The organism is Hoeflea sp. (genome assembly GCF_984452065.1).
This window is the reverse complement of record NZ_CFHWAF010000014.1, coordinates 1-24458: the sequence shown is the minus strand read 5'-3', so window position 1 is coordinate 24458 and position 24458 is coordinate 1. Positions and strand designations below refer to the sequence as shown.

General features: G+C 61.8%; 27 protein-coding genes and 1 riboswitch. Of the genes, 18 read left to right on the top strand and 9 right to left on the bottom strand.

Annotated features, from left to right (window positions below; all coding sequences use genetic code 11):
- Positions 1-13: 13 nt before the first annotated feature.
- Both AC5E6N_RS04715 and AC5E6N_RS04710 read right to left on the bottom strand, forming a co-directional pair.
- Positions 14-1000, bottom strand: a complete 987-nt coding sequence (locus AC5E6N_RS04715) for a polysaccharide deacetylase family protein (protein WP_491746728.1) — start codon at positions 998-1000, stop codon at positions 14-16.
- A gap of 168 nt (positions 1001-1168) precedes the next feature.
- Positions 1169-1303, bottom strand: a complete 135-nt coding sequence (locus tag AC5E6N_RS04710) for a TraR/DksA family transcriptional regulator (RefSeq protein ID WP_491746754.1) — start codon at positions 1301-1303, stop codon at positions 1169-1171.
- A 312-nt stretch (positions 1304-1615) separates the two neighbouring features.
- Here AC5E6N_RS04710 and AC5E6N_RS04705 point away from each other — a divergent pair, with 312 nt between their 5' ends.
- The 11 genes from AC5E6N_RS04705 to AC5E6N_RS04655 all read left to right on the top strand — a co-directional run bounded on the left by AC5E6N_RS04705 (position 1616) and on the right by AC5E6N_RS04655 (position 10712).
- A complete protein-coding gene (locus AC5E6N_RS04705; protein WP_491746727.1) occupies positions 1616-2200 on the top strand; it encodes an NnrU family protein in 585 nt (194 codons plus the stop codon).
- A 133-nt stretch (positions 2201-2333) separates the two neighbouring features.
- The gene (locus AC5E6N_RS04700) at positions 2334-3008 is read left to right on the top strand and encodes a tetratricopeptide repeat protein (RefSeq protein ID WP_491746726.1); all 675 of its coding nucleotides are present in this window, start codon (positions 2334-2336) and stop codon (positions 3006-3008) included.
- Positions 3009-3045: 37 nt separating this feature from the next.
- Positions 3046-4467, top strand: coding sequence for a ribosome biogenesis GTPase Der (der, locus tag AC5E6N_RS04695; protein ID WP_491746725.1), 1422 nt, complete (start codon positions 3046-3048; stop codon positions 4465-4467).
- Between the two features lie 153 nt (positions 4468-4620).
- Entirely contained in the window at positions 4621-5799 is a 1179-nt protein-coding gene (locus tag AC5E6N_RS04690; protein ID WP_491746724.1) for a cell wall hydrolase, read from the top strand.
- A gap of 139 nt (positions 5800-5938) precedes the next feature.
- The gene (locus AC5E6N_RS04685; protein ID WP_491746723.1) at positions 5939-6604 is read left to right on the top strand and encodes a class I SAM-dependent methyltransferase; all 666 of its coding nucleotides are present in this window, start codon (positions 5939-5941) and stop codon (positions 6602-6604) included.
- A 155-nt stretch (positions 6605-6759) separates the two neighbouring features.
- A complete protein-coding gene (locus tag AC5E6N_RS04680) occupies positions 6760-7257 on the top strand; it encodes an AtpZ/AtpI family protein (RefSeq protein ID WP_491746722.1) in 498 nt (165 codons plus the stop codon).
- A gap of 29 nt (positions 7258-7286) precedes the next feature.
- Complete coding sequence (locus AC5E6N_RS04675; protein ID WP_491746721.1) at positions 7287-8036, top strand: F0F1 ATP synthase subunit A; 750 nt, start codon at positions 7287-7289, stop codon at positions 8034-8036.
- A 66-nt stretch (positions 8037-8102) separates the two neighbouring features.
- Positions 8103-8330, top strand: a complete 228-nt coding sequence (locus tag AC5E6N_RS04670) for a F0F1 ATP synthase subunit C (protein WP_131569648.1) — start codon at positions 8103-8105, stop codon at positions 8328-8330.
- Between the two features lie 72 nt (positions 8331-8402).
- Entirely contained in the window at positions 8403-8957 is a 555-nt protein-coding gene (locus AC5E6N_RS04665; RefSeq protein WP_491746720.1) for a F0F1 ATP synthase subunit B, read from the top strand.
- Positions 8957-9436: a F0F1 ATP synthase subunit B gene (locus AC5E6N_RS04660; protein ID WP_491689942.1), complete on the top strand. Its 480-nt coding sequence runs from the start codon at positions 8957-8959 to the stop codon at positions 9434-9436. Before AC5E6N_RS04665 ends, AC5E6N_RS04660 begins: the two co-directional genes overlap by 1 nt.
- Before the next feature lie 106 nt (positions 9437-9542).
- Positions 9543-9704: riboswitch (FMN riboswitch) on the top strand.
- 84 nt (positions 9705-9788) lie between these two features.
- Positions 9789-10712 carry a DMT family transporter gene (locus tag AC5E6N_RS04655; RefSeq protein WP_491746753.1) on the top strand — a complete coding sequence of 308 codons (924 nt, stop codon included), beginning with the start codon at positions 9789-9791 and terminating at the stop codon, positions 10710-10712.
- A gap of 22 nt (positions 10713-10734) precedes the next feature.
- Here AC5E6N_RS04655 and rnhB read toward each other — a convergent pair whose 3' ends face one another.
- Positions 10735-11394 carry a ribonuclease HII gene (gene rnhB / locus AC5E6N_RS04650; RefSeq protein ID WP_491746719.1) on the bottom strand — a complete coding sequence of 220 codons (660 nt, stop codon included), beginning with the start codon at positions 11392-11394 and terminating at the stop codon, positions 10735-10737.
- Positions 11395-11597: 203 nt separating this feature from the next.
- Positions 11598-12755: a PA0069 family radical SAM protein gene (locus tag AC5E6N_RS04645; RefSeq protein ID WP_491746718.1), complete on the bottom strand. Its 1158-nt coding sequence runs from the start codon at positions 12753-12755 to the stop codon at positions 11598-11600.
- 214 nt (positions 12756-12969) lie between these two features.
- On the opposite strand from AC5E6N_RS04645, the gene AC5E6N_RS04640 reads away from it, so the two are divergent.
- Positions 12970-13749 carry a crotonase/enoyl-CoA hydratase family protein gene (locus AC5E6N_RS04640; RefSeq protein WP_491746717.1) on the top strand — a complete coding sequence of 260 codons (780 nt, stop codon included), beginning with the start codon at positions 12970-12972 and terminating at the stop codon, positions 13747-13749.
- Between the two features lie 18 nt (positions 13750-13767).
- On the opposite strand, the gene moaB is transcribed toward AC5E6N_RS04640, so the two are convergent.
- The 4 genes from moaB to AC5E6N_RS04620 form a co-directional block, all read right to left on the bottom strand.
- Entirely contained in the window at positions 13768-14313 is a 546-nt protein-coding gene (gene moaB, locus AC5E6N_RS04635; protein ID WP_491746716.1) for a molybdenum cofactor biosynthesis protein B, read from the bottom strand.
- Between the two features lie 9 nt (positions 14314-14322).
- Entirely contained in the window at positions 14323-15198 is an 876-nt protein-coding gene (locus AC5E6N_RS04630; protein ID WP_491746715.1) for a 4-(cytidine 5'-diphospho)-2-C-methyl-D-erythritol kinase, read from the bottom strand.
- Positions 15199-15214: 16 nt separating this feature from the next.
- On the bottom strand, positions 15215-17239 hold the full coding sequence (locus AC5E6N_RS04625) for a tetratricopeptide repeat protein (protein ID WP_491746714.1): 2025 nt from the start codon (positions 17237-17239) through the stop codon (positions 15215-15217).
- Between the two features lie 83 nt (positions 17240-17322).
- Positions 17323-18339: a polyprenyl synthetase family protein gene (locus tag AC5E6N_RS04620; protein ID WP_491689950.1), complete on the bottom strand. Its 1017-nt coding sequence runs from the start codon at positions 18337-18339 to the stop codon at positions 17323-17325.
- 264 nt (positions 18340-18603) lie between these two features.
- Between AC5E6N_RS04620 and AC5E6N_RS04615 the strand changes: the two genes are divergently transcribed.
- The 6 genes from AC5E6N_RS04615 (at position 18604) to glyS (ending at position 24040) form a co-directional block, all read left to right on the top strand.
- Positions 18604-18828 carry a putative signal transducing protein gene (locus AC5E6N_RS04615; RefSeq protein ID WP_491746752.1) on the top strand — a complete coding sequence of 75 codons (225 nt, stop codon included), beginning with the start codon at positions 18604-18606 and terminating at the stop codon, positions 18826-18828.
- Positions 18829-19617 (top strand): tRNA1(Val) (adenine(37)-N6)-methyltransferase, encoded by a 789-nt coding sequence (locus AC5E6N_RS04610; protein ID WP_491746713.1) that lies wholly within the window; start codon positions 18829-18831, stop codon positions 19615-19617.
- 83 nt (positions 19618-19700) lie between these two features.
- Complete coding sequence (locus tag AC5E6N_RS04605; protein ID WP_491746712.1) at positions 19701-20561, top strand: S49 family peptidase; 861 nt, start codon at positions 19701-19703, stop codon at positions 20559-20561.
- A 67-nt stretch (positions 20562-20628) separates the two neighbouring features.
- Positions 20629-20826 (top strand): NfeD family protein, encoded by a 198-nt coding sequence (locus AC5E6N_RS04600; protein ID WP_491746751.1) that lies wholly within the window; start codon positions 20629-20631, stop codon positions 20824-20826.
- Between the two features lie 97 nt (positions 20827-20923).
- Positions 20924-21877 (top strand): glycine--tRNA ligase subunit alpha, encoded by a 954-nt coding sequence (locus tag AC5E6N_RS04595; protein WP_491746711.1) that lies wholly within the window; start codon positions 20924-20926, stop codon positions 21875-21877.
- Positions 21878-21913: 36 nt separating this feature from the next.
- Complete coding sequence (glyS, locus tag AC5E6N_RS04590; RefSeq protein ID WP_491746710.1) at positions 21914-24040, top strand: glycine--tRNA ligase subunit beta; 2127 nt, start codon at positions 21914-21916, stop codon at positions 24038-24040.
- Positions 24041-24110: 70 nt separating this feature from the next.
- Here the strand turns inward: glyS and AC5E6N_RS04585 are convergent.
- Positions 24111-24458, bottom strand: a 348-nt coding sequence (locus AC5E6N_RS04585; RefSeq protein WP_491746709.1) for a hypothetical protein, incomplete at its 5' end; no start/stop codon positions are given.

The window sequence follows — 24458 nt, the reverse complement described above, 5'->3', positions numbered from 1 at the left end:
CGACAATCGACTTCTACGCGCCGCCGCCCTTCTTCGCCTCATCGAGCATGGTGAGCGCCGTCTCATAGGAGACGCAGGCGACGTCTTCACGCCCGCAGACTTCCGTCAGCAGCCGCTCGGTGGCCCGCCAATAGGCGCCGCCATTCATCTCGACAAAGTGGAGGCCGATCTGAAACGGCCGGCGTGGTCCGTCATATTCCCGGTCAAACGCCGCGCGGAAGGCGCTGTAGGCTCGCTGCTCGTAGTAGCGGGTGTTCGACGCGTCCTCGACGCCGGCGGAATGGCGCACGAACATGTTGTAGTCCATCGCGATGATGCGCCGGTTTCTGGGGCCCTCGGGAATGAGCGGCAGATCGAATGTGCTGAGCCCTTTGCCGATGCGGGGCGCTGCCGGGCCTTTCGATACGCCGCTGGCGTCATAGCTATAGCCGGCGCTCTTCAGGGCCGGCGTCAGACCGCTGCCGGTCGACAGGTAAGGCGCCCTGAAACCGTTGATGTCGTCGCGCACGAACTGCCGCCAGCCCTTCGGCTCCTCGCTCTTTGCGCCGGCATTTGTCCAGGCGTTTTCCAGAATGGAGGAGAAGGCGGCAAGCTCGACTTTCCAGTCGCTCTCGCTCCACGCGGCGGCGTCGAAATGGCCGCAGGCATGGCTGGCGATTTCATGACCTTCAATGCGTGCGCCCCAGATATGGCCGAGGCGCGTGCGCACCTCCGCGGCGTTGCCCGCGAAGCCGACATTCGAGCGGCCTGCCTTTTGGCCCGGCGCACGATAGGATCGCCGCTGGCTCCGTGTCATCAAAAACGTGCAGGACAGGAAATAGGTGAATGTCGCTCCCGTGCGCGCACCGATCTCGCGGCTCTTTTCCCATAGAGTGTTGTCGTGCGCGCCATCGAAGGAAACAATGACGATTTGCGGCGTCTGAGGCTGTGCCGGCACGGCGGGGCTGGCGATGAGAGCGGCGAAAATCGTGAGGGCGGTTGTTTTACGGAAACGCGGCATAACAATCCTTGAACGACTGGACACAGGATACACGCACGCGCTTGTCCCGAAGGCTGACAATCGCGTGATGTCGTTACAACGCCAAACCCGTTCGGGCAAATCCGGATGACACTGCATTGATGTGGCCTCGGCGAAGGCACAATATAGCAGAACGAGATTAATCCTGCCTTATCGCCCGGCCTGTGAAGCGCAATGTACACATTTTTCGGCCATTGGGTCGATTTCAAGGCGGCCGTCGGGGATTTCCGCGTCACACTCGACGCAATATCCGTAATCTCCGTCCTTTATCCGCCGCTCGGCCATTTCGATTCGCAGAAGATCGCGCTGGCGCTGGCGTTCCTGTGCCTCGGCCATGGCCTGTTGCTGCATGGCATCCATGCGCGACAGGCGGCCGACGGCCTGCTGGTCCAGCATCACCGTGGACCGGGCCTCTTCGGAGAGTTTCGATACCGCTTCCAGTTCGCCCTTTCGCGCCGCCAGACGTTTCCTTGCAATTTCAAGATCGATTGCCATGTCTATATGCTAGCGTGCTATGTGCCGAAACAGAAATCCGGGGCACGCGAAGCCGCATTTCGGCTGGTCTTCCGACGCCGGCACGCAAAAGAGGGGGTGTTCATGCTGATCTTGATCTTGGGGCTGGTGCTTTTTCTCGGCGCGCATTCGGCAAGGATATTTGCTTCGGGTTTTCGCGACCGCATCATTGCGTCGCGCGGTGAAAATGCCTGGAAAGGCCCCTATACTCTGGTGTCCCTCACCGGTTTCGCGCTGATCATCTGGGGCTTCTCGATGGCGCGGTATGAGGGTCCGATCCTCTATACTCCGCCCATCTGGATGCAACATGTCGCGCTGCTGATCATGCTGCTGTCCTTTATCAGCCTCGCGGTCTTCGGCATGCCCGCCGGCAAGCTCAAGGCGATTTTGAAACATCCGATGATCCTGGCGGTCAAACTGTGGGCCTTCGCCCACCTCCTGGCCAATGGCGATCTTGCATCGCTGCTGCTGTTTGGAAGTTTCCTTGTCTGGTCGATTGTCGACCGTATATCGATTGCCCGGCGCGAACGCGCGGGCCAGGCGACGGAGACCGAGACCGGGCCGGTGAGGAACGACATCATCGCGGCGCTTGCAGGTTTCGTGCTCTATCTCCTGTTTGTGTGGAAACTTCACGAATGGCTTATCGGCGTTCCGCCGGTGACGGTCTGACCGGCAAGCCGAAATTGACATTACCCCTTACATGCGGCTCAAAATCGGCTACAAGGCGCGCCAGAACGAAAAAGAAATGACCGCCGGGCCCGCGCCCGCGTCAAGTTGAGGACCGGTTGATCCGGCACATATCATGTCCGACGACAGTTTTATCCGTGAGGTTGACGAGGAACTGCGTTCAGACCGGATGAAGTCCATCTGGAAGCGCTTCGGCAAATACATCATCGCCCTGGCCGTCCTCATTGTTCTGGGCACGGCGGCGGACCGCGGCTACGAATACTGGCAGGAAAGCCAGGCATCGAAGTCCGGAGACGCGTTCCTCGCGGCGCTCAACCTTGCCCGCGAAGGCAGGCAGGACGAAGCGCTTGAGGCGCTTCGCGCTCTCGAGAGCGACGGCTATGGTGCCTATGCGGCCCTGGCGCGCATGCGGGCGGCGACCGTGCTTGCCGACTCAGGCGATTACCAGGCCGCCATTTCCGATTTTTCCACCATCGGCAACGATCGCGGTGTTCCGGCGGCCATCCGCGATATCGCCCGTGTGCGGGCGGCCTATCTGCTGGTCGATCACGGGTCCTATGAGGACGTCGCCGTTCAGGTCGAGGTCCTGAGCGGCGCCGACAACCCCATGCGTCATTCGGCGCGCGAGGCGCTTGGCCTCGCGGCCTGGAAACAGGGAGAGCTGATCCAGGCGAGACAGTGGTTTCAGCAGATAGCCGATGACACGGGCGTTCCCGCCGGCGTGTCTCAGCGCGCGCAGCTCATGCTGGACGTCATCGCCGCAAGCGGGCTGGGCGGACAGCAGTCCTGATGAGCGCGGCTTCGGCCGCGCGGGTAGCGAGACGCAAATGAGCTTTACGGTTGCGATTGTGGGCCGGCCCAATGTCGGCAAGTCGACGCTGTTCAACCGGCTGGCCGGCCGCAAGCTTGCGCTTGTCGACGACACGCCCGGTGTGACCCGCGACCGCCGTCCCGGCGATGCGAAGCTGGTCGACCTGAAATTCGGCATCATCGATACGGCCGGCCTTGAGGAAACCGGTCCCGACACGCTGGAAGGCCGCATGCGCGCCCAGACCGAGGCGGCGATCGACGAGGCCGATATGGCGCTTTTCCTCATTGATGCGAAACTGGGGCTGACACCGGCCGACGAGACCCTGGCGACGATCCTGCGCAAGCGCGGCAAACCGGTCGTCCTGGTCGCCAACAAGGCCGAGGCAAGGGGCGCGCAGGATAGTCTTCTCGACGCCTACCGGCTGGGTCTCGGCGAACCCTGCCCGATTTCCGCCGAACATGGCGAGGGAATGCTCGATCTTCGCGACGCGATCGTCGAAGCGATCGGCGAAGACCGTGCCCTTCCCATTGACGATGAGGACGAAGCGGAAACCGATATCGATATCGCTCCAGTGAGCGATGACGAGGAAGAAGAGGACACCGCCTATGACGAAAGCAAGCCGCTAAGGGTTGCGATTGTCGGGCGGCCGAATGCCGGCAAATCTACGCTGATCAACCGTTTCCTCGGCGAAGACCGGTTGCTGACCGGACCGGAGGCGGGCATCACCCGCGATTCCATTTCCGTGGAATGGCAGTGGAAAGGCCGCCGCATCAAGATGTTCGACACCGCCGGTCTCCGACGCAAGGCAAGGGTTCAGGAGAAGATCGAGAAACTCTCCGTTGCCGATGCCCTGCGCGCCATCCGCTTTGCCGAGGTGGTGGTGATCGTGCTCGATGCCGATGTTCCGTTCGAGAAACAGGACCTTCAGATTGCCGATCTTGTCGTCCGCGAGGGCAGGGCCCCGGTGATCATCTTCAACAAGTGGGACATGATCGAGGATCGCCAGGCGACGCTGTCGGATCTGCGGGAAAAGACCGAGCGCCTTCTGCCTCAGGTGCGCGGCATCAGGGCCGTGCCGGTTTCGGGGCTGACCGGAGCCGGGCTCGACAAGCTGATGCAGGCGGTCGTCGACACGCACAAGGTCTGGAACCGCCGAATGTCGACCTCAAAGCTCAACCGCTGGCTTGAGACGATGCAGGTGCAGCATCCGCCGCCCGCGGTCTCCGGCCGCAGGATCCGGCTGAAATATATGACGCAGATCAAGGCCCGTCCGCCGGGCTTCGTCATCTCCTGTTCCCGCCCCGAATCCTTGCCGGCATCCTATACGCGATATCTCGTCAACGGCCTGCGCCAGGACTTTGATCTGCCGGGCGTTCCGATCCGTGTGTCCTACCGCAAGGGCGACAATCCATACGCGCCGCGCCGCAAGCGTCGCTGACCGCAAGCGGCTTCCGGCACAATGCTACACGCGTGAAATAATTCTTTATCGAACAAGTAAAGAAAAGGGCGCGGCCGCCCGATTAACGCTCCATAAAGGTTAATACACCATCATCCGAACGATAGTGTTCAGTACGGGTGTCGGAGTAGTTAAGTGCGTCATGGATTAGCCGTTTTGGGCCGGCTTGCGTCGATTGACCGGGGCTGGTCAGCTCCCGTCGCTTTCGGGGCGTTGGCGTTTTTCGTTTCGACATCGACAACCGCGTATTCGGACATGGCAAGCGTGATCTCCGGCGCTTCCAGCGGCAATGTGCGTTGGCAGACCTATCTTGTCGATGCGCCCGCAGGATCCATCCACAATGCCGAACTTGTCTTCACCGACCCGATAACGACCGGGTCCACCAGCAGCCCGGTCAGCATGAAGACACCCGATGGCCGCACGATCGCCTTTCGCCACAAATCCGGCGCGACCGACGCCGGACCGGACGAGGACCGGGTCACCCGCGATCAAAAGCGCGGACGTGTGACGACCAGCGTGCCCGTCGCGCCGCCGAAGAATTTTTCCGCCGGCTCCATACTCGAACGCCGCAGCATGGTGATCGGCCCGCCCGAAGCCGATGCGGTGCGGATGGCATTCGTCGATCCCGACATCAGGGGCAGGGAAGTGCAGATCGCAACGGTCTTCCACGCCCGCAGAAAAGCGGCCGAAGCCGGCAATGTGCCGGTCATGCTCGCCGGCCTGGTCACCAACGACAAGCCGGACGTTCTGGCAACGGCCTACGCGCCCGCCAAACCGGACTATGCAAAAGTTTCGCCTTTTGCCTCCGTGCTCGCGGACAACGATGAAGCCGGCCGGTTCTTTCCGCCGGTCCCCAAGAACGACCATGCCTGGGCCGGCCATGCACTTCCCGCGCATGTTTTCTCCAAGGGTGAGCAGCGCTGCCTGACGGCGGGCATTTATTTCGAGGCACGGGGCGAGCCGGTCAAGGGCCAGGCCGCCGTCGCCCAGGTCATATTGAACCGCGTCCGCAATCCGGCCTATCCCAAGACGGTCTGCGGCGTAGTCTACCAGAACAAGCGCTGGCGCAACCGCTGCCAGTTCTCCTTTGCCTGCGACGGTATCCGCGACCGCGTCCGCTCCAAACGCCACTGGAACATTGCCGGCGATGTCGCGATGGCCGTGACGGCGGGCAAGATCTGGCTGGATGAGGTCGGCTCGTCGACCCATTACCATGCCACCTATGTCCGCCCGAAATGGGCCCGCAAGATGAAACGTGTCGGCCGGATCGGTCTGCACATCTTTTACCGCACGCATGGGGGCGGCTGGAGTTAGACCGCCCCGGACTGACAATACGCGGTCCGGTGCTGTTCTTCACGTTCGCACACAAGCTTGTTTTGGCGCTTGCCGCCGCGCGCGGCCACGCCTATTTCATGTCCGCGATTTCAAGGAAGGCGGCGTGAAGGAGTGAGCGATGCCCACCTGCAATATCTGCGGCGGAACGACGTTCCGGCCCGGCCCCTCCGGCAGGCTGGCGAGGAACGGTCAAAAGCCGCGCTGCGTCACCTGCACATCGCTGGAGCGCCATCGGATCATAAGGCAGGTCTATGATGCGCTTCCCGACGAGATGCTGGTTTCGGCCGAAGCGCTGCAGTTCTCCCGTGACATCGCCGCCCCGAGGGAACGCTTCAAACACTTCGAGGTCTCGGTGTTCGAGGAGGAAAACAGCCTCGATCTGAGCGCCATCGAACGGTCCGATGCGAGTTACGACTGGATCATCGCAAATCACGTGCTCGAACATGTCGAGAATGACTTTGCCGGAATGCGTGAACTGCTTCGCATTCTGCGCGCGGACGGCGTTCTGCAGGTCACGGTGCCGGTGACCGCCTTTTGCGTGGAAACCTTCGAGCTCGGCCGCGCAGCGCCGGAGAGCCACTATCACTGGCGCGGTTACGGCAGCGACCTTCCGATGCGGTTCCGAGCCGAACTCGAAGGGGTTTACGGTCTGGCGGTCATCGGCAGCGATGCCATGACCGAACGCTGGGACGTCGTTTACCTTTTCACCCCGTCCCGTGCGCCTATGCTGGCCTTGAGCGAGGCGTTCTTTGCCGCCAACATGCCCGTTCTGCGCTGCTGCTAGTGGCGCCGCCGACAGCGTGCCGGCGTGCGTCGTGCGGTCAAAGTGCCGCAATGCCGCGTGATTCTATGGAGCGAAAGCATCGGGAATCGCCGTATTCTCTATAACCATATGTTTTTACTTGCATAATTTGCAAGTGGAGCGCCGGCGAAGCCGCCTTGACTTGGCATGGGCGGAAAACTATGTTGCGCGCGACTTCGGAACGGTCCCGTTCCAAATTGTCAGGCACCTTGTGGAGCGCGACTTTCATGCGAAAACCAGCGCAAAACAAAGGAACAGATAACACTGCTCCTGGCGATGACGAACGGACCGATCAGACCGATGACCTTGAGGAGCGTCGCAGGCAGCTGGAAGCGGAACTTGCTTCCCGCCGGCCGCAGGACAAACCGGGGAAAGAAGCCGAGTGGGCGGGCAAGTCGTCCTACGCCAAGGCATTTCAACTTTCCACCGAATTTGTCGCAGCGATTTTCGTTGGCACGCTTCTCGGTTATCTGATCGACCGTTTCCTGGGGACGACGCCGTGGGGGATGATCATATTCCTTCTTCTCGGTTTCGTGGCGGGAGTTCTGAATGTCATGCGTTCGGCAGGCCTTGTGGCGGAGAACCGTGCGGGCCGGAAGGACGAAGAGGGCAGCAACCATAACGCCGATGGCTGAACCGGCCGGCGCAAAGAGAGAGGCATCCGGTGGCAAACGATCCGATCCACCAGTTCCAGATCAGCAAGCTCATTCCGATTGAAGTGGGCGGTCTCGACTTCTCATTCACCAACTCGTCGCTGTTCATGGTTGCGACCGTTGCCGTTGCATCCGGCTTCCTGTTCCTCACGACATCCAATCGCGGCATGGTTCCAAGCCGCATGCAGTCGGTGTCGGAGATGTGCTACGAATTCGTGGCCTCGATGCTCAGGGACGGGGCGGGATCCGGGGGGATGCGTTTCTTCCCGATGGTGTTTTCGCTCTTTATGTTCATTCTTGTGGCTAACCTTCTGGGAATGTTTCCTTATTTCTTTACGGTCACCAGCCACATCATCGTCACCTTCGCCCTCGCCATCCTGGTGATCGGCACCGTGGTGATCTACGGTTTCATGAAGCACGGTCTCGGCTTCCTCAACCTCTTTGTGCCGAGCGGCGTGCCGGGCCTGCTTTTGCCGCTGGTGGTCGCCATCGAGGTCATTTCATTTCTTTCGCGCCCGATCAGCCTTTCCGTCCGCCTTTTCGCGAACATGCTGGCCGGGCACATCACGCTCAAGGTTTTCGCCGGGTTCGTCACCTCGCTGGGCGCGCTTGGAGCGCTCGGTATCGGTGGTGCGATCCTCCCACTGATCATGACCGTCGCCCTGACCGGTCTGGAATTTCTGGTGGCCTGCCTGCAGGCCTATGTCTTTGCGGTGCTGACGTGCATGTACCTCAATGACGCCCTGCATCCCGGACACTAGGAGAAGAAACAGGCGGCTCCGCCGCCCGATCAACAGCCGCAATTATCCCATTCGAAGGAGTTCATCATGGAAGCGGAAGCAGCAAAATACATCGGCGCAGGCATTGCATGTCTCGGCATGGGTGGCGCCGGTATCGGCCTCGGCACGATTTTCGGCAACTACCTGTCGGGCGCTCTGCGCAACCCGTCGGCCGCTGATGGCCAGTTCGGCCGTCTCATCTTCGGCTTTGCCGTGACGGAAGCACTGGGCATCTTCTCGCTGCTCGTGGCACTGCTCCTCCTCTTCGCTGTCTGATCTTTCGGGCAGGCGTACCGGCCGCGCTTGACGCGCGGCCTGGAACGGCGCGGCGCCATTTTGGAGGCAACAATGTTCGTCACAGCGGCCTATGCAGCCACTGCCGAGACCGCCGAACATGCGGCGGAGGGGTCATTTCCGCCCTTTGACAGTTCCACATATGCATCCCAGCTTCTGTGGCTCTTCATCACGTTCGGCCTTTTTTACCTGTTCATGTCGCGCGTTGTGCTGCCGCGGATCGCCGGCATTCTCGAAACGCGCCGCGACCGGATCGCCCAGGACCTGAACGAAGCCAACCGGCTTAAGGAAGAGGCCGATCAGGCCTTCGCGGCCTATGAGCAGGAACTGGCGGACGCCAAGTCGAAAGCCCACGAGATCGCCCAGGCCGCCCGTGATTCGGCCAAGGCCGATGCCGATGCGGAGCGCGCCAAGGTCGAGGCCGAGGTGACGCAGAAGCTCGAAAAGGCGGAGGCCGAGATCGCCGGCGTGAAGGAAAAGGCGCTTGCCGGAGTCGACGCAATTGCCGCCGACACGACAGCCGCCATCGTCAGCCAGTTCATCGGCGGAACGGTGACCAAGGCCAAGCTCAGTGCTGCCGTCAAGGCTGCGGCCGAGGGGAGGGACTGATGGATGCTTCATTCTGGGCGCTTGTATCCCTCATTCTCTTTCTTGCCCTGCTCGCCTATCTGAAGGTTCCGGGCATGCTGACAAAGTCGCTCGACGACCGCGCCGACAAGATCCGCGGCGAGCTTGACGAGGCAAGGCGCCTGCGCGAGGAAGCGCAGCAATTGCTCGCCGAATACCAGCGCAAACGCAAGGACGCCGAGAAGGAAGCCAGCGAGGTGATCGCCGCCGCCGAACACGAGGCGGCCGGTCTCGTGGCCGACGCTCGTCAGAAGACCGACGACTACGTGAAACGCCGCACGGCCATGGCCGAGCAGAAGATCGCGCTCGCCGAAGCCGAGGCAATCAACGAGGTCAGGCAATCGGCGGTCGATATTGCCGTCTCTGCCGCGCAGACCATCATTGCCGAAAAGGCCGATGAGAAGACAACGGGCGAGTTGTTCAAATCGTCCGTCGCCGAACTGAAGGAGCGGCTGAACTAAGCCGTGTTCAGATCTGATTTTTGGAAGGCCGGGTTTTCCCGGCCTTTCGTTTTTTCCGCAACTGGTTTATCTATGGCGTTGCAGCGGTGCATCAAGGCACCGCTGCATTCGTTCTCAGGGCGGGGTGGAAGTCCCCACCGGCGGTAACGAAGCCCGGCACAAGCGCCGGAATTCGAAGCCCGCGAGCGCCCGGTCCCAACGATCGGGGTCAGCAGATTCGGTGCAAATCCGAAGCCGACGGTTACAGTCCGGATGGAAGAGAACGGGTTGAGACGCTGGTCATTCCGTGCGCGGAAGGCCCGCATTCACGCCTGTTGCCCTGATTCCTCTAAGGTTCTGGAAGGAACACATGATGAATCAGACAAGATCTCACTCAAACGCCTTCGTGGTCTCGAACAGCAGTGCTGTTGCCGGGGCGCTTTTCATGATTGCCGCGGGCGCCGCCTTTGCGGTGGTCAACACGTCACTCCAGGCCGTGACCATGCGTATCGGCATGGCACCGACCGCAGCGGCGTTCTGGCAATATCTCGTCGCCATGTTGTGCTGTTTGCCGTGGGTCATGCGCACCGGCCTTGGCGTGCTCAAGACCGAATATGCCGGCGCACATGTTTTACGGGTCGCGATGGCGGCGATCGGCGTCCAGCTCTGGGTTGCCGGTCTCGCCCATGTGCCGATATGGCAGGCGATCGCATTGATCATGACATCGCCGTTCTTTGTCACGCTCGGCGCCGGCCTGTTTCTGGGCGAAAGGGTCGGCATCGCCCGATGGACCGCGACCGCCCTCGGGTTTACCGGCGGCATGATCATCCTTGCGCCCTGGTCCGACGCCTTCACGTCCGCCACGCTGCTGCCCGTCGCCGCCGCTGTCTTCTGGGCCGCGACCTCGCTGATGACCAAGCGCCTCACGGCATTTGATTCGACGCGGACCATAACCCTTTACATGCTTGTGCTGCTGACACCGATCAATGCCGGTCTGGCCGCCGGATCGGGCGGATTTGTCGTGCCGGGCCTCACTGCCGCCATGCTCGTGGTTGTCGCCGGCATCATGACGATGGCGGCGCAATGGCTGATCGTGCGGGCCTATGCCAGCGCCGACGCGGCCTATGTCCAGCCGTTCGACCATGTGAAGCTGCCCCTCAACGTCATCGCGGGCTGGATCGTGTTCGGCTTTGTGCCGGGCGGAAATCTCTGGCTTGGATCGGCGTTGATTGTCTCGGCTTCGATCTTCATCGCCCACCGCGAGGCTCGCGGTCAGGCGGTGGAACGCACCGCCTGACCGGCGCAGTGATGCCGTGCAATCAGCCTTCGCCGCGCATGGGTCTGAAGCTCATACGGTGAAGCGGGCAGGGACCGTGTTCGGCTATGGCTTCGCGGTGCGCCGCGGTTCCGTAGCCGGCATGGCGTTCGAAGCCGAAAACGGGAAAGCGCTCGGCTGAGCGCTGCATCATCCGATCCCGCGCGACCTTTGCGACGATGGAGGCGGCCGCGATCGACAGCGAACGCGCATCGCCCTTGATCACCGCGTTGCCCTGGCAGCACAGGCCGGGCGGCACGTCGCGCCCGTCGATGAGCGCGCTGTCGGGCGCACGGGGCAGGGCGTTGACGGCCCTGCGCATCGCATCAAGGCTCGCTTTCAGGATATCGGTCCGGTCGATCCGGGCCGGGCCGGACGAGGCAATGGACACCTCGGCATGCATGAGGATCAGTTCGAAGAGCTCGTCGCGCCGGCGGGCCGTGAGTTTCTTGGAGTCATTGAGACCGAGCGGAACATTGTCCGGGTCGAGGATCACGGCTGCGGCAACGACAGGCCCGGCAAGAGGTCCGCGTCCGGCCTCGTCGGCACCGGCCACCAGCCGCTGCGGCGCGCCGGCAGCACGTTCAAAACTGAAATCCGGTCCGTCGCCCGCCGGAGCGAACAGGTCGGCCTGCGAGCGAGAATCAGGTGGGGTGCGAGACATTGTGCGGCAAACTCGCACGCCCACCCAATCCCCTGCAAGTCCCTCCATTCAGAGCGTGTCTCCGGACGGCAGAAGCCGGAGGTCATTGCTCGGGGATGCCGGATTCCAGTGTGAGGCACAGGTGGCGGGAATCCGGCGGCGGCTTGGTGGAGGGAACCACCGTCATGACCGCAGTCGGGGTACGCGGTCATGGCGAAGCTGCATCAAAGAAGGTTGAGCTGTACTCCCGATCCAAGCGGAGGGGTAAACAGATCGGTGCGCAAGGAGCGCCATCTGCTGTCGAGCCCCAGCCTCTTTGCGGTGATTTCGAAGCGCCGCGCCAACTGCCAGGCATAGGGGCCGCTGCCTTTCATGCGCTTCTTGAATTCGGCGTCATAATCCTTGCCGCCACGCATGGAGCGAACCAGCGACATGACGTGCCTGTAGCGGTCCGGATAGTGGCGCAGGAGCCAGTCGCGGAAAAGCGGACTGACTTCCAGCGGCAGGCGCAGCAGAATATAGCTCGCCGTGCATGCGCCGGCGGCTTTGGCTGAATCCAGGATACGTTCCATTTCATGGTCGTTCAGCCCCGGTATGATCGGCGAGGCCATGACCGCGACCGGAATGCCGGCCTGCGAAAGTCCGCGCATCGCCTCCAGCCGCCGGGCAGGCGCCGATGCCCGCGGCTCCATGGCGCGGGCGAGCTTGCCGTCCAGCGTGGTGACCGACAGGGCCACCTTGGCAAGGCCCTTTTCGGCCATCTGCGACAGGATATCGGTATCACGAAGAATGTTTGCCGACTTCGTCACGATGCCGACCGGATGATTGCAGGCATTCAACACTTCGAGGATCTGCCGCACGATCCGCCATTTCCTCTCGATCGGCTGATAGGGGTCGGTATTGGTGCCAATGGCGATCACGCGCGGCTTGTAACCGGGTTTCGCCAGTTCCTTTTCAAGCAGCCTGGGAGCATCCGGCTTGGCAAACAGGCGCGCTTCAAAATCCAGCCCCGGCGAAAGCCCCATGAAGGCATGGGTCGGCCGCGCGAAGCAGTAGATACAGCCATGCTCGCAGCCGCGATACGGGTTGATCGACCGGTCGAAGGAAATGTCGGGAGACTGATTGCGGGTGATGATGGTGCGTGGCTTTTCCACCTGCACCTCGGTTTTGAAGGCCGGGAGGTCTTCCAGGGTTTCCCATCCGTCATCGAAGATGTGACGGGCATGCTGCTCGAAACGCCCGCTCGGGTTGATGCCCGCGCCGCGCCCGCGCCGCCGCTTCCTGTCAACACGCATGCCCGAATGCGCGGCAAGGGCTTCGGCGATGTCCGGCCTGTTTGCCGGATTGAGGCTGTTTTGCCTGAAATGGTCCAGATCGCTCATTGCAGCACCCTTGCATCCCTGTGTGTTGTGAATTTATTCCTAGCAAACGAATAAGAACATATCAAGAACAAAAATGAGAACAACCGGTTTCGGGGAAGGCGCCGGCAAGGCGGTGCAACTGCAGGGCACAGTGCAGCATCCGCAGCGTTGACCGGACCGGCCTGCGGTGTCAGCATCGCCTGTCAGCGAATGCGAGAAGGGCAGGAGGCGCAAGATGGGCGAATCGGAAGACAAGGTCCTGGTTGAGCGAAGGGATGCGGTCACGATTGTGTCCATCAACCGCCCGGCGAGCCGCAATGCCGTCGATCCGGAGACCGCCGGATTGCTTCTGTCGGCCTTTGAGAATTTCGACAACGACACCAGCCAGTCTGCGGCCGTGCTTTGCGGCAGCGGGGGCACCTTTTGTGCCGGCTTCGACCTGAAAACCGTATCTGAGGGCACGTTTGAATATGAGCCGCTCGGAGAAGGGCCGATGGGGCCGACGCGACGGCTGCTCACCAAGCCGGTGATTGCCGCCGTCGAGGGACATGCCGTGGCCGGCGGGCTTGAACTCGCCCTGTGGTGCGACATGCGTGTCGCCTCTGAAAGCGCGGTCTTCGGCGTGTTTTGCCGCCGTTGGGGCGTGCCGCTGATCGATGGCGGCAATGTGCGCCTGCCACGTCTCATCGGCCACAGCCGGGCGATGGACATGATCCTCACCGGCCGTCCCGTCGCTGCCGGCGAGGCGTTGAGCTTCGGGCTTGCCAACCGGCTGGTTCCGCAGGGAAAGGCGCTTGAAGAAGCGGTGTCGATCGCAGCGGACCTCGCGCGTTTCCCGCAGATATGCCTGCGGACCGACCGTATGACCGCCCACGAACAATGGGGCCTGGACCTCAAAGAGGCGCTCAAACTCGAGGGCATCGAAGGGCAGGTGCCCATCCGCAAGGAAGCTGAAAAGGGCGCGGCCCGTTTTGCGTCGGGCTTCGGGCGCTCGGGCCGGTTCGATTCAATCTGAGGGCGACAGACCCAAACGCTATTTCCTGCGTTTCAGATGTTCATCGAGCCGCGGCATGATCTCGATGAAATTGCACGGCATGTGCCGGTAGTCGAGCTGGTTTTTCAGTATCCCGTCCCAGGCGTCCTTGCAGGCTCCCGGTGAGCCGGGCAGCACAAAGACATAGGTCGCGTTGATAACGCCGCCCGTTGCCCGTGACTGGATGGTGGACGTGCCGATCTTGTCGTAGGAGATGCGGTGAAACACCTCGGAAAAACCGTCCATCTGTTTTTCAAACAGCGGCATCACCGCCTCGGGCGTCACGTCCCGGCCGGTAAATCCGGTGCCGCCGGTCGTGATGACCACATCGATCTGCGGATCCTCCGCCCAGGATTTGACGCGCGCCGCGATCAGGTCGACATCGTCCGTGACAATGTCGCGCGCCGCAAGCACGTGACCGGCATGTTCGATCCGGCCCGCAAGCGTCGAGCCGGATTTGTCGTCTTCCAGGCTGCGTGTGTCCGACACGGTCAGCACGGCGATCCTGACCGAAATGAATGGACGCGATTCATCGATTCGGGACATGAAAAACTCCTACGGCGCACGGTATGTCGTGGCGGCCTGCACCCACCAGTGCGGATATTGATCGCGAAGCGTGTCGCCGGCAAGCCGGGCGGCAACCGGATCGCGGAATATGCCGTAGCAGGTCGCACCGGACCCGGACATGCGCCAGAACAGCGCATCGGTTTTCCCGAGCGCCGCGCCGACCTCAGCGATCGCCGGAACGAAGCGCCTTGCCGGCGTGTCGAGGTCGTTGCCCGTTTGCTTCAGCGCCGCAATGACAGTCTCGATATCGCCGAGCGGTTCCGAAAGCCGCAGGGCTGTGTTGCTCTTCGTTTCAAGCGCGCCGAACACGGCGGGGGTTGATACGGCCTCAAGCGGATTGACGAGGAGGACGGGCAATGCCGCGAGGGTTTCGAGCGGTTCCAGAAGATCGCCGATCCCGCGCGCCAGCAAAGGCTTTGACAAAAGACACATGGGGACGTCCGCCCCCAGCTTCAGCGCTGCTTTCAACAGGTCGGCATCGTCGATGGCGACCGGCCACACCCGGGCAAGACCGCGCAGCGTTGCCGCGGCGTCCGCCGAGCCGCCGCCGATACCCGAAGCGACGGGCAGGTTCTTTTCAAGGTGAATGGCAACCGGCGGGGCCTTGCCGCCTTGCCTGAGGGCAAGATCGCGCAAAAGCACTCGTGCGCGCGCAACAAGATTGTCGTCATCGGCATTCAGATCGCCGGCAAACGGGCCGCTGATCGTCAGCGTGTCGCTGGCGCTTGGTGAGAAGGTCAGACGGTCGCCGAAATCGGCAAAAGTCACGAGGCTGTCGATCAGATGATAGCCATCGTCCCGCAGCCCGGTGACGTGCAAGGCCAGATTGATCTTGGCCCAGGCGGTTTCGGCGGTCTCGCCCATGTGACCCGGACTTCTTTCAGGGCAGGAGGATGATCTGCCCGGGGTGGATCGTATCGGCGCCATTGCGCAGTGACGGGTTGAGCAGAAGGATTTCGCGATAGCGCTGCCCGTCGCCAAGTACCTCGTTGGCAATGGTCCACAAGGTCTGCCCCGGCTTGACCTTATATTCCGTGGTCTGTCTTGCGGGCGCTTCCTTAATCCCGCTCTTGTTGTTCGTCTCGTCCCGCTTGAGCGAGCCGTCAACATCATTCTTCTCGCCATCCGAATTCGAAGCGGACGGCGTTTTCGCCGGCAAATCCGGCAAACCCTTTTCGATCTTTGATTTGATTTTCGGTATCTCGGTGAGCTCCGGCTCCATGGTCAGCGAGCGTTCCCACTGGTAGCGCGCCTCCGTTTTGCGCCCCGCGCGCCAGTAGGCGTCTCCAAGGTGATCGTTGATGGTCGGGTCGCCGGGGCGGATTTCGACCGCCCGCTCCAGTTCCTCGACGGCTCTCTCGAAATCACCGAGACGATAATAGGCCCAGCCGAGCGAATCGACGATATAGCCGTCATTGGGCCTGAGCCGCACCGCTTCGCGGATCAGTTCCATCCCTTCGTCGAGGTTGATATTCATGTCGATCCATGAATATCCGAGATAGTTCATGACCTGTGGCTGGTTCGGATTGAGTTCCAGGGCCCGTTCGAAATTCGGTTCGGCCTTCTCCCACTCCTTCAGGCGCTCATAGGCGATGCCGCGCTGATAGAATATGTTCCAGTGCGACTGGTCGGGAAGAACGCCGATGGCCTGGACCGCCGCATCGTAATTATCCGCCATCTCGCGGTAGGATCTGGCTTCCGACAGCACGCTGCCATAGGCCAGATAGGCACGCATATCGCTCGGATCGTCCTCAATCAGCGCCTGAAGGTGCTCCTTGGCTTCCTCGAGCCGGCCGAGATCGGAGAGATTGAGGCCGAGTTGAAGCTCCGAGACGCGATGGAAGATCGAGTCCTCCGGAACCGCCTCGTAAAGGGCGATGGCCTTTTCGGGCTTGCCCTGATTTTCCTCAAGGCTGCCCAACATGATCAGCGTTGCCGCGTTCCTGGGATCGAGCGCCCGGGCGAAATTCAGATAGAGTGAGACAAAATCCTCCGCGCCGCTGCGGTTGAGCGCGCTGCCGATCGTATAAAGCACCGCGGATGCCCCTTGCGCGGCATTGCGGACGGCTGCCTTTGGCGTCTCGTTTGCCTCGATGCGCTGCTGCAGGGCGCGCAGCGGCGCATAGCCCGGTGCGAAAGCCGTTCCCGTGGCGATCGCATCCCTGGCGCGCTGGGCGTTGCCGAGCCGCATTTCCATCCCGGCGAGCGACATGGAGGCGGCAATATATGTGTCGGGCGCCATGCCGGCGCTGTTCTGGTCGGTGATAACCGATGTGTAAAGGCGGCGGGCCTCGTCCTGATTGCCGAGGGCCTCCTGCAGGACCGCGCTGTGGTAGGTCTTGAAAATCCCGTACCATTCCGGCCCTTCGAGGGCGTCAATCGTCTCCTGCGCCCTGTCACCCTTTCTGTCGCCGAAATAGGCCCAGGCCTGCAGGAGCCCGTGCAGCAGGCGTTCCAGATCGCTGACCCCGGCGTAATCGAGCAGGTTCTGGGCATTCTTGAATTCGCGTTGACGCACCGCGTTGATGCCCAGCGCCAGCCTTGCCGTGCTTTCGATCGTCGGATCGCCCTTCAGCTTTTCAGCCAGCGTGACGCCGTCCTCGAAGTCGCCATTGTTGAAGTGCAGCACCATCAGCCGCTGCTGCAGGTCGGTATTGTCCGCGTCGAACCCGAGCGCCTTGCGGTAGAGTTCAATCGCTGTCTCGGCGTCGCGGTCTATCTCGGCGGTGCGTCCGGCGAGCAATGCGCCGGCAAAGCTGACAACCCTGCCTGAATCAAAACGGTCCCGGTCCGCCTCGTCGTTCGCCGATGCCGGATATGCGGCCAGCAGGCCCGCAACGGCGGCGCTCACCGCCAGTGTGAAGATTCTGGGCCGCATCTTGCCCGCTCCCGTTGCTGTTTTCATCGATAACGAATCCTCATATTTCACCCAAAGCATGGCCTTTTTCGGCCAGCACGGCAAGCAAGAGGCAAGAGCGGCAATGCGCGTCAGTTGATACGGTCGATGCAGAAGTCGATGACTTCCAGCAACGCCGCCTTGGCCTCGGTATCGGCCAGAGGCGCAAGCGCGTCGCGCGCGATCGCGCCGTAATGTTCGGCGCGCGTGATCGTATCGTTCAGGGCATTGGACTTTGCGATCAGCGCAAGCGCCGTTTCGAGCGCGGCATCGTCGTTGTTTCCCTCTTCAATTGCCGAACGCCAGAACGCCCGGTCATTGTCGTCGCCACGGCGGTAAGACAGCACCACCGGCAGCGTTATCTTTCCCTCGCGGAAATCGTCGCCGACATTCTTTCCGAGGTCCTGCGCCCTTCCGCCGTAATCCAGAACGTCGTCGACAAGCTGGAAGGCGAGGCCGAGATTCGTGCCGTAGGACCGCAAGGCATCGCGATCGGCCTTGCCGGCGCCCGCGATGATCGGCCCGACCTCGGCCGCCGCGGAAAACAGGGCGGCGGTTTTGGCCCGGATCACGGCCAGATAGTCGTCCTCGGTCGTTTCCATGTTCTTGGCTACCGAAAGCTGCAAAACCTCGCCTTCGGCGATGATCGAGGCGGCTGTGGACAACACGTCCAGCGCATCGATGGAGCCGACATCGACCATCATCTTGAAGGCCTGCCCGAGAAGGAAATCCCCGACAAGCACGCTGGCCTGGTTACCCCAGATCATCCGTGCCGTCGATTTGCCCCGGCGCAGGTCGCTTTCGTCGACCACGTCGTCGTGAAGCAATGTCGCCGTATGCATGAACTCCACGCTGGTCGCCAGCTTGACATGGCCGTCGCCCTCATAGCCGAACATCGTCGCGGCAGCGAGCGTCAGCATGGGGCGAAGACGCTTGCCGCCCGAGGAAATCAGATGGTTGGCGACCTCCGGGATCATTTCGACATCGGAGCCCGCTTTCTCGAGGATCAGCTGATTGACCCGGCCCATATCGGATTTTGTAAGGTCCACCAGCGGCTTGACCGACGCGGTGTTCCTGTTCTTGTCCTCAAGCGGAATGACAACGCCCAAAATACAGACTCCTTCATATACTTAAAAAGACAATAGAAACTGGCCGGTGGCGGGACAAGTGAAGAATCGACGCACTTAGACCGTATGTTCGCTTAATCGGACGGTCCAAGGTCATTGTTTGATGACATCGGCTCACTTTATCGTGCACAGGGACGGCTGTGATGACAAAACCGCATCCAGTTCGCATATATGGGCAATGGCGCTCGGCGAAGCCGCAGATCGTCTGTCATCGTGCAGCCACAGGTCGGAAAGGTGATTGAGCTTATGGAGGAACTGATCCGCACGAACAATGTTGTCACGCTTTCATTCGTCGGCACGCTCCTGAAGGAGGCCGGGATCCGGTACTTCATCGCCGACGAGAATATGAGCGTGCTCGACGGATCGATCAACGCCCTGTCGCGCCGTCTCATGGTGGACGCGGACCGGGCGGACGAGGCACGCAAACTCGTCGAAGGAGCGGGCCTCGGCGATGAATTGCGCGAGACATGAATGAGCGCCCGGTCCGCTGAGAGCCGGCTGCCGGCAGCGACGGTCGATGCGTTCCACCGCGGCCGTTTTTTCCTGGCACAGCCCAGGGGCAAAGGCCACCGCGCCGGCATCGATGCCATGCTGCTCGCCTCGCTCGTGCCGCCTGATGCAACCGGCCGGCTTGCCGATTTCGGCGCGGGATCGGGCGCTGCCGGCATAGCCGTCGCAAGCAGGACGCCGCATCTCGATGTCCTGTTGATCGAGCGTTCCGGTGAAATGCTGCGCTATGCGCGGCAATCGGCGGAACTGCCTCAGAACAGAGGCTTTGCGGACAGGATAAGCGTTCTCGACGCCGACGTGACCCTGAGCGGGCGCGCGCGCATTGCCGCCGGGCTGGCGGATGCGGCCTTCGATCATGTCATCATGAACCCGCCCTTCAACGATGCGGCGGACCGTACAACGCCCGATCCGCTGAAAGCTGAAGCCCATGCCATGCCGAAGGACATGTGGCCGTTGTGGTTGCGCACGGCGGGGGCGGTTTGCAAGCCGGGCGGTCAATTGTCCCTGATTGCGCGGCCTCAATCGCTTGAAGACATCCTCGCAGCCTGCAAAGGCCGTTTTGGTGCCATTCACATCACTCCGCTCCACCCGCGTGCCGAAGAGAATGCAAACCGGATCCTGATAAGCGCAATCGCCGCAAGCCGTGCCCGGCTGACCATGCGGCCACCCGTGTTCGTTCATGACGATGAAGGCGGGCTTTCGCCCCCGGCCGACGATCTGATCAATGGCCGGACATTCCTCGCGCGTTAAAGCGGGGCACATACTTCAGCATTGCGTTTTGATGGAAAGTACATACATCAGAGATCGTTCGATATTGGATACGGGCTCTCTAGATGGCTTTCTACAAATCTCTGCTACCGCGTCGCTTCAGGTCCAGTGAGACGACGATTCCCGTCGTGCGGCTTCAGGGCGTGATCATGGCGGGCGGGTCGCAGTTTCGCCCGGCGCTCAACATTGCCACGGCCGCGCCTTTGCTGGAAAAAGCCTTTGCCGACAAAAAAACGCCGGCTGTCGCCATACTCGTCAACTCGCCCGGCGGCTCTCCGGTGCAATCGCGGCTGATCTTCCGGCGCATCCGCGATCTTGCGCAGGAGAAGGAAAAGAAGGTCTACGTCTTTGTCGAGGACCTGGCAGCCTCCGGCGGATATATGATTGCCCTTGCCGGTGACGAGATCGTCGCCGATCCCTCGTCCATCGTCGGATCCATCGGCGTGGTTTCGTCAGGTTTCGGTTTTGACGAGATGATCAAGAAGATCGGCGTCGACCGCCGCGTCTACACCGCCGGCAAGAACAAGGCCACGCTCGACCCGTTCCAGCCTGAAAAGAAAGCCGACATAGATCACCTGAAATCGCTTCAGCTTGAGGTGCATCAGATCTTTATCGATATGGTCAAGGAGCGGCGCGGCGACAAGCTCGCCGACAATGACGACCTCTTTACCGGCCTCTTCTGGTCCGGCGTCCGGGGCAAGGAACTGGGTCTCGTCGATTCGCTTGGCGATATGCGTTCCGTTCTCAAGGACCGCTATGGCGATAAGACGAAGTTCAGGCTGATCACCATGCCGCGCGGCCTTTTCGGACGCCGCGTCACCGGGGCCGGAACGGGGGATTTCTCGACCCGCATCGCCGGCGCCGCCGCATCCGGGCTGGTCGAGGCTGTCGAAGATCGCGCCCTATGGTCGCGTTACGGGCTTTGACGACGCGATCTGCTTGCGCGGCGGGGGCACGCCGGCGATAATCGGCGATCGTCGCGGGGAGGCGGAAATAGTCCAGATATTGCTGTTCATAGCCGTGCTGATCGTCGGCTGGATGGGTTACAAGCGCTTCCTCAAGGAAGCCGAGCGCGTCAGCAAATCGGTGCGCCGGCAGGAAAAGGAATCGGAAGCCGGTGCGCAGGGCACGCTGGTCAAGGACCCCAAGACCGGCGAATACCGGGTCGAACGCGACGAAGACGAGCACTGAAACCGCATTCTGACCATCACTCCAAGCTAAAGTCTTGACCGCGCAGGGCGTGCATGGCACCTGTCGCGCGCACTTCAATTCGAACCGGACCGCACCGATGACCACGTCCGCGCGCGCGCAATCGACAAACCTCGACCCGACCAGTTCCTTCCAGGGCCTTATCCTGGCGCTGCACACCTACTGGGCTGAATATGGCTGCGTCATCCTGCAGCCCTATGACATGGAGGTCGGAGCCGGCACGTTCCATCCGGCGACAACGCTGCGTTCCCTGGGTCCGCGCCCGTGGAATGCCGCCTATGTCCAGCCTTCGAGGCGGCCGACGGACGGGCGTTATGGCGAGAATCCGAACCGGCTGCAGCACTATTACCAGTATCAGGTCCTGCTCAAGCCGTCGCCGCCCAACCTGCAGGAGCTTTATCTTGGTTCGCTCGAGGCCATCGGCATCGATCCGAAACTGCACGACCTGCGGTTTGTCGAGGATGACTGGGAGAGCCCGACACTGGGTGCCTGGGGTCTCGGCTGGGAATGCTGGTGCGACGGCATGGAGGTGTCCCAATTCACCTATTTCCAGCAGGTCTGCGGTATAGAGTGCTCGCCTGTAGCCGGTGAACTGACCTATGGCCTTGAGCGCCTCGCCATGTATGTGCAGGGCGTCGACAATGTCTATGACCTGAACTTCAATGGCGGCGGCGACAACGACAAGGTCACCTATGGCGACGTGTTCCTGCAGGCCGAGCAGGAATATTCACGCTACAATTTCGAATTTGCCGACACCGCCTTGCTGCTGCGGCACTTCGACGACGCCGAGGCCGAGTGCCGGTCCCTGCTTGAACGCGGCGCCGCCGATCCGCATCGGCATGAATGCGTGCTGCCGGCCTATGATCAATGCATCAAGGCGTCCCATGTTTTCAACCTGCTGGATGCCCGCGGTGTCATCTCGGTGACGGAACGCCAGAGCTACATCCTGCGGGTGCGCGATCTTTCCAAGATGTGCGGCGAGGCCTTCCTGAAGACCGACGCCGGCGGCCTTGACCCGGCCCGGCCTGATTGAAAACGCCCATCGGTTCCTGAACGCGACGTAAAGACGATGCCCGATCTACTGCTAGAACTTCGATCCGAGGAAATCCCCGCCCGCATGCAGCGCAAGGCGGCGAGCGACCTGAAGAAACTCGTCACCGACGGGCTTGTCGACGCCGGACTGACCTACGAAGCGGCCCGCGAATACTGGACGCCGCGCCGGCTGGCGCTGGATGTGCGCGGCGTCACCGCCCGGTCCGCGGACATACGCGAGGAACGCAAGGGGCCGCGGACGGATGCTCCGGAGAAGGCGGTCGCCGGCTTCCTGCGCGGTGCGGGACTGACCTCCATCGACCAGGCGACGGTCAAATCCGATCCCAAGAAGGGCGATTTCTACATTGCCGTGATCGAAAAGCCCGGCCGCGACGCGGAAAACGTCATCGCCGAGCTCATGTCGGCGGTCATCCGCAATTTCCCCTGGCCGAAATCCATGCGCTGGGGCGAGGCATCGGCCAGGCCGGGCGCTCTGCGCTGGGTCCGGCCGCTGCAGTCGATCGTCTGCACGTTCGGGCCGGAGACGGAAGAGCCCGTCGTCGTGGATTTCGAGATCGACGGATTGACGGCCGGCAATGTCACCTATGGCCACCGCTTCCATGCGCCGGAGCCCATCACCGTGCGGCGTTTTTCCGACTATGTTGAGCAGCTCGAAAAGGCCAAGGTGGTGCTCGATGCCGACCGGCGCCGCGAGATCATCCTGTCCGATGCCCGCAACCTGGCATTTGCCCAGGGCTTCGAGCTGGTCGAGGACGAGGCTCTTCTCGAGGAGGTATCCGGACTGGTGGAGTGGCCGGTGGTCCTGATGGGCGCGTTTGAAGAGGATTTCCTTTCCATCCCGCCCGAAGTCATCCGCCTGACCATCAGGGAGAACCAGAAATGCTTCGTCCTTTGTCCCCAGGGGGAGGAGAACGCGCTGAGCAACAGGTTCATCATCACCGCCAATGTCGAGGCGGTCGACGGCGGCAGGGAGATTGCCCACGGCAACGGCAAGGTCGTCAGGGCCCGGCTCGCCGATGCGCTGCATTTCTGGAAAACCGATCAGACGGACCTGCCTGACATCGAAACGCTCGCCCGCTCGGCGGAGCGTTTCGTGCTCGATCTGTCAAAGCCGCTCGATCAGCGCATGGCGAAGCTCGACGCGCTCGATGTGACGTTCCACGCGAAGCTTGGAACACAGGGGCAGCGGGTGGCGCGCATTCGTGCGCTGGCGCAAACACTCGTGCCCTTTGTCGGCGGTGATGCTGCGCTGGCAAAAAAGGCAGATCGCGCGGCTTTGCTGGCAAAGGCGGATCTGACGACGGAAGCGGTCTTCGAATTTCCCGAACTGCAAGGCACGATGGGCCGCAAATACGCGCTGCTGCAGGGCGAGGCGGAGGATGTCGCCGCCGCGATCGAGGATCACTACAGGCCGCAGGGACCGTCCGACGACGTGCCGACGAGCCCGGTTGCGGTGACGGTCGCGCTTGCGGACAAACTCGATACGCTCACCGGTTTCTGGTCGATCGACGAAAAACCGACCGGATCGAAGGACCCTTACGCCCTGCGCCGTGCTGCCCTGGGCGTTATCCGGCTGGTGCTGGAAAACGACATACGCCTGCCGCTGGCAAGCGCCGGTGTCGGTGACGACTTGCTGTCCTTTTTCCACGACCGGCTCAAGGTCTATCTGCGCGACAACGGAGCGCGCCACGATCTGATCGATGCCGTCATCTCCCCCGACGCCGATGATCTTCTGCTGGTCTTCAAGCGTGTGGAGGCGCTGGGCGAACTGCTCGATACGGATGACGGGCGAAATCTGCTTGCCGGCACAAAGCGGGCCGCCAACATTCTTTCGGCGGAGGAAAAGAAGGACACGCCGATTGCCGGGACCGTCAATCCCGCTCTCCTGAGCGAAACGGCGGAAAAGGAACTGTCCGCGGCGGTCGACAAAGCCGCGGACGGCGCAGCATCGGCCATTGCCGATGAGGATTTCGGCGCGGCAATGCGGGCGCTGGGCGCCCTGCGCAAACCGGTTGACGCATTCTTTGACGAGGTGCTTGTCAATGCCGAGGACAGCGCCGTGCGGGCCAACCGCCTGGCCCTGTTGCGCCGCATCCGCACGGCCACGGAACCGGTCGCGGACTTCTCGAAGATATCCGGATAACCATCTGTATATAAAGAAAAAGGGGTGACTGAACGCCACCCCTTTTGATCATGGCTGCAATCTGCCGAATTTAGTGCGTCGGGCGCAGTTCAATGGTTTCCGGACCCGAATTGTTCTGTTTCTGCGGGCCGGCATTGTCATGCTGCGCGTCATTCATATTGACCGATGAGGTCTGCGAATCGTCGTCGACGCCGTCGCGGCGCGCATTGGCATTGCCCACCCGTTCAACGTTGAATTCTCCGCCGCCGGTAACGGATGTGCCGCCGGCGGTCTGGGTCACGGTCTCGCCCGAATAAGAGCCTTCAGGCGCTGCGGCCCTGACATAGCGAACGGCGCTGCCGCCCATCATATTGTCCGTCTGCACGACCTTGCGGGTGCCGTTGATCGCGATGCCTTCCTCGTCGCCGGTAATCAGCAG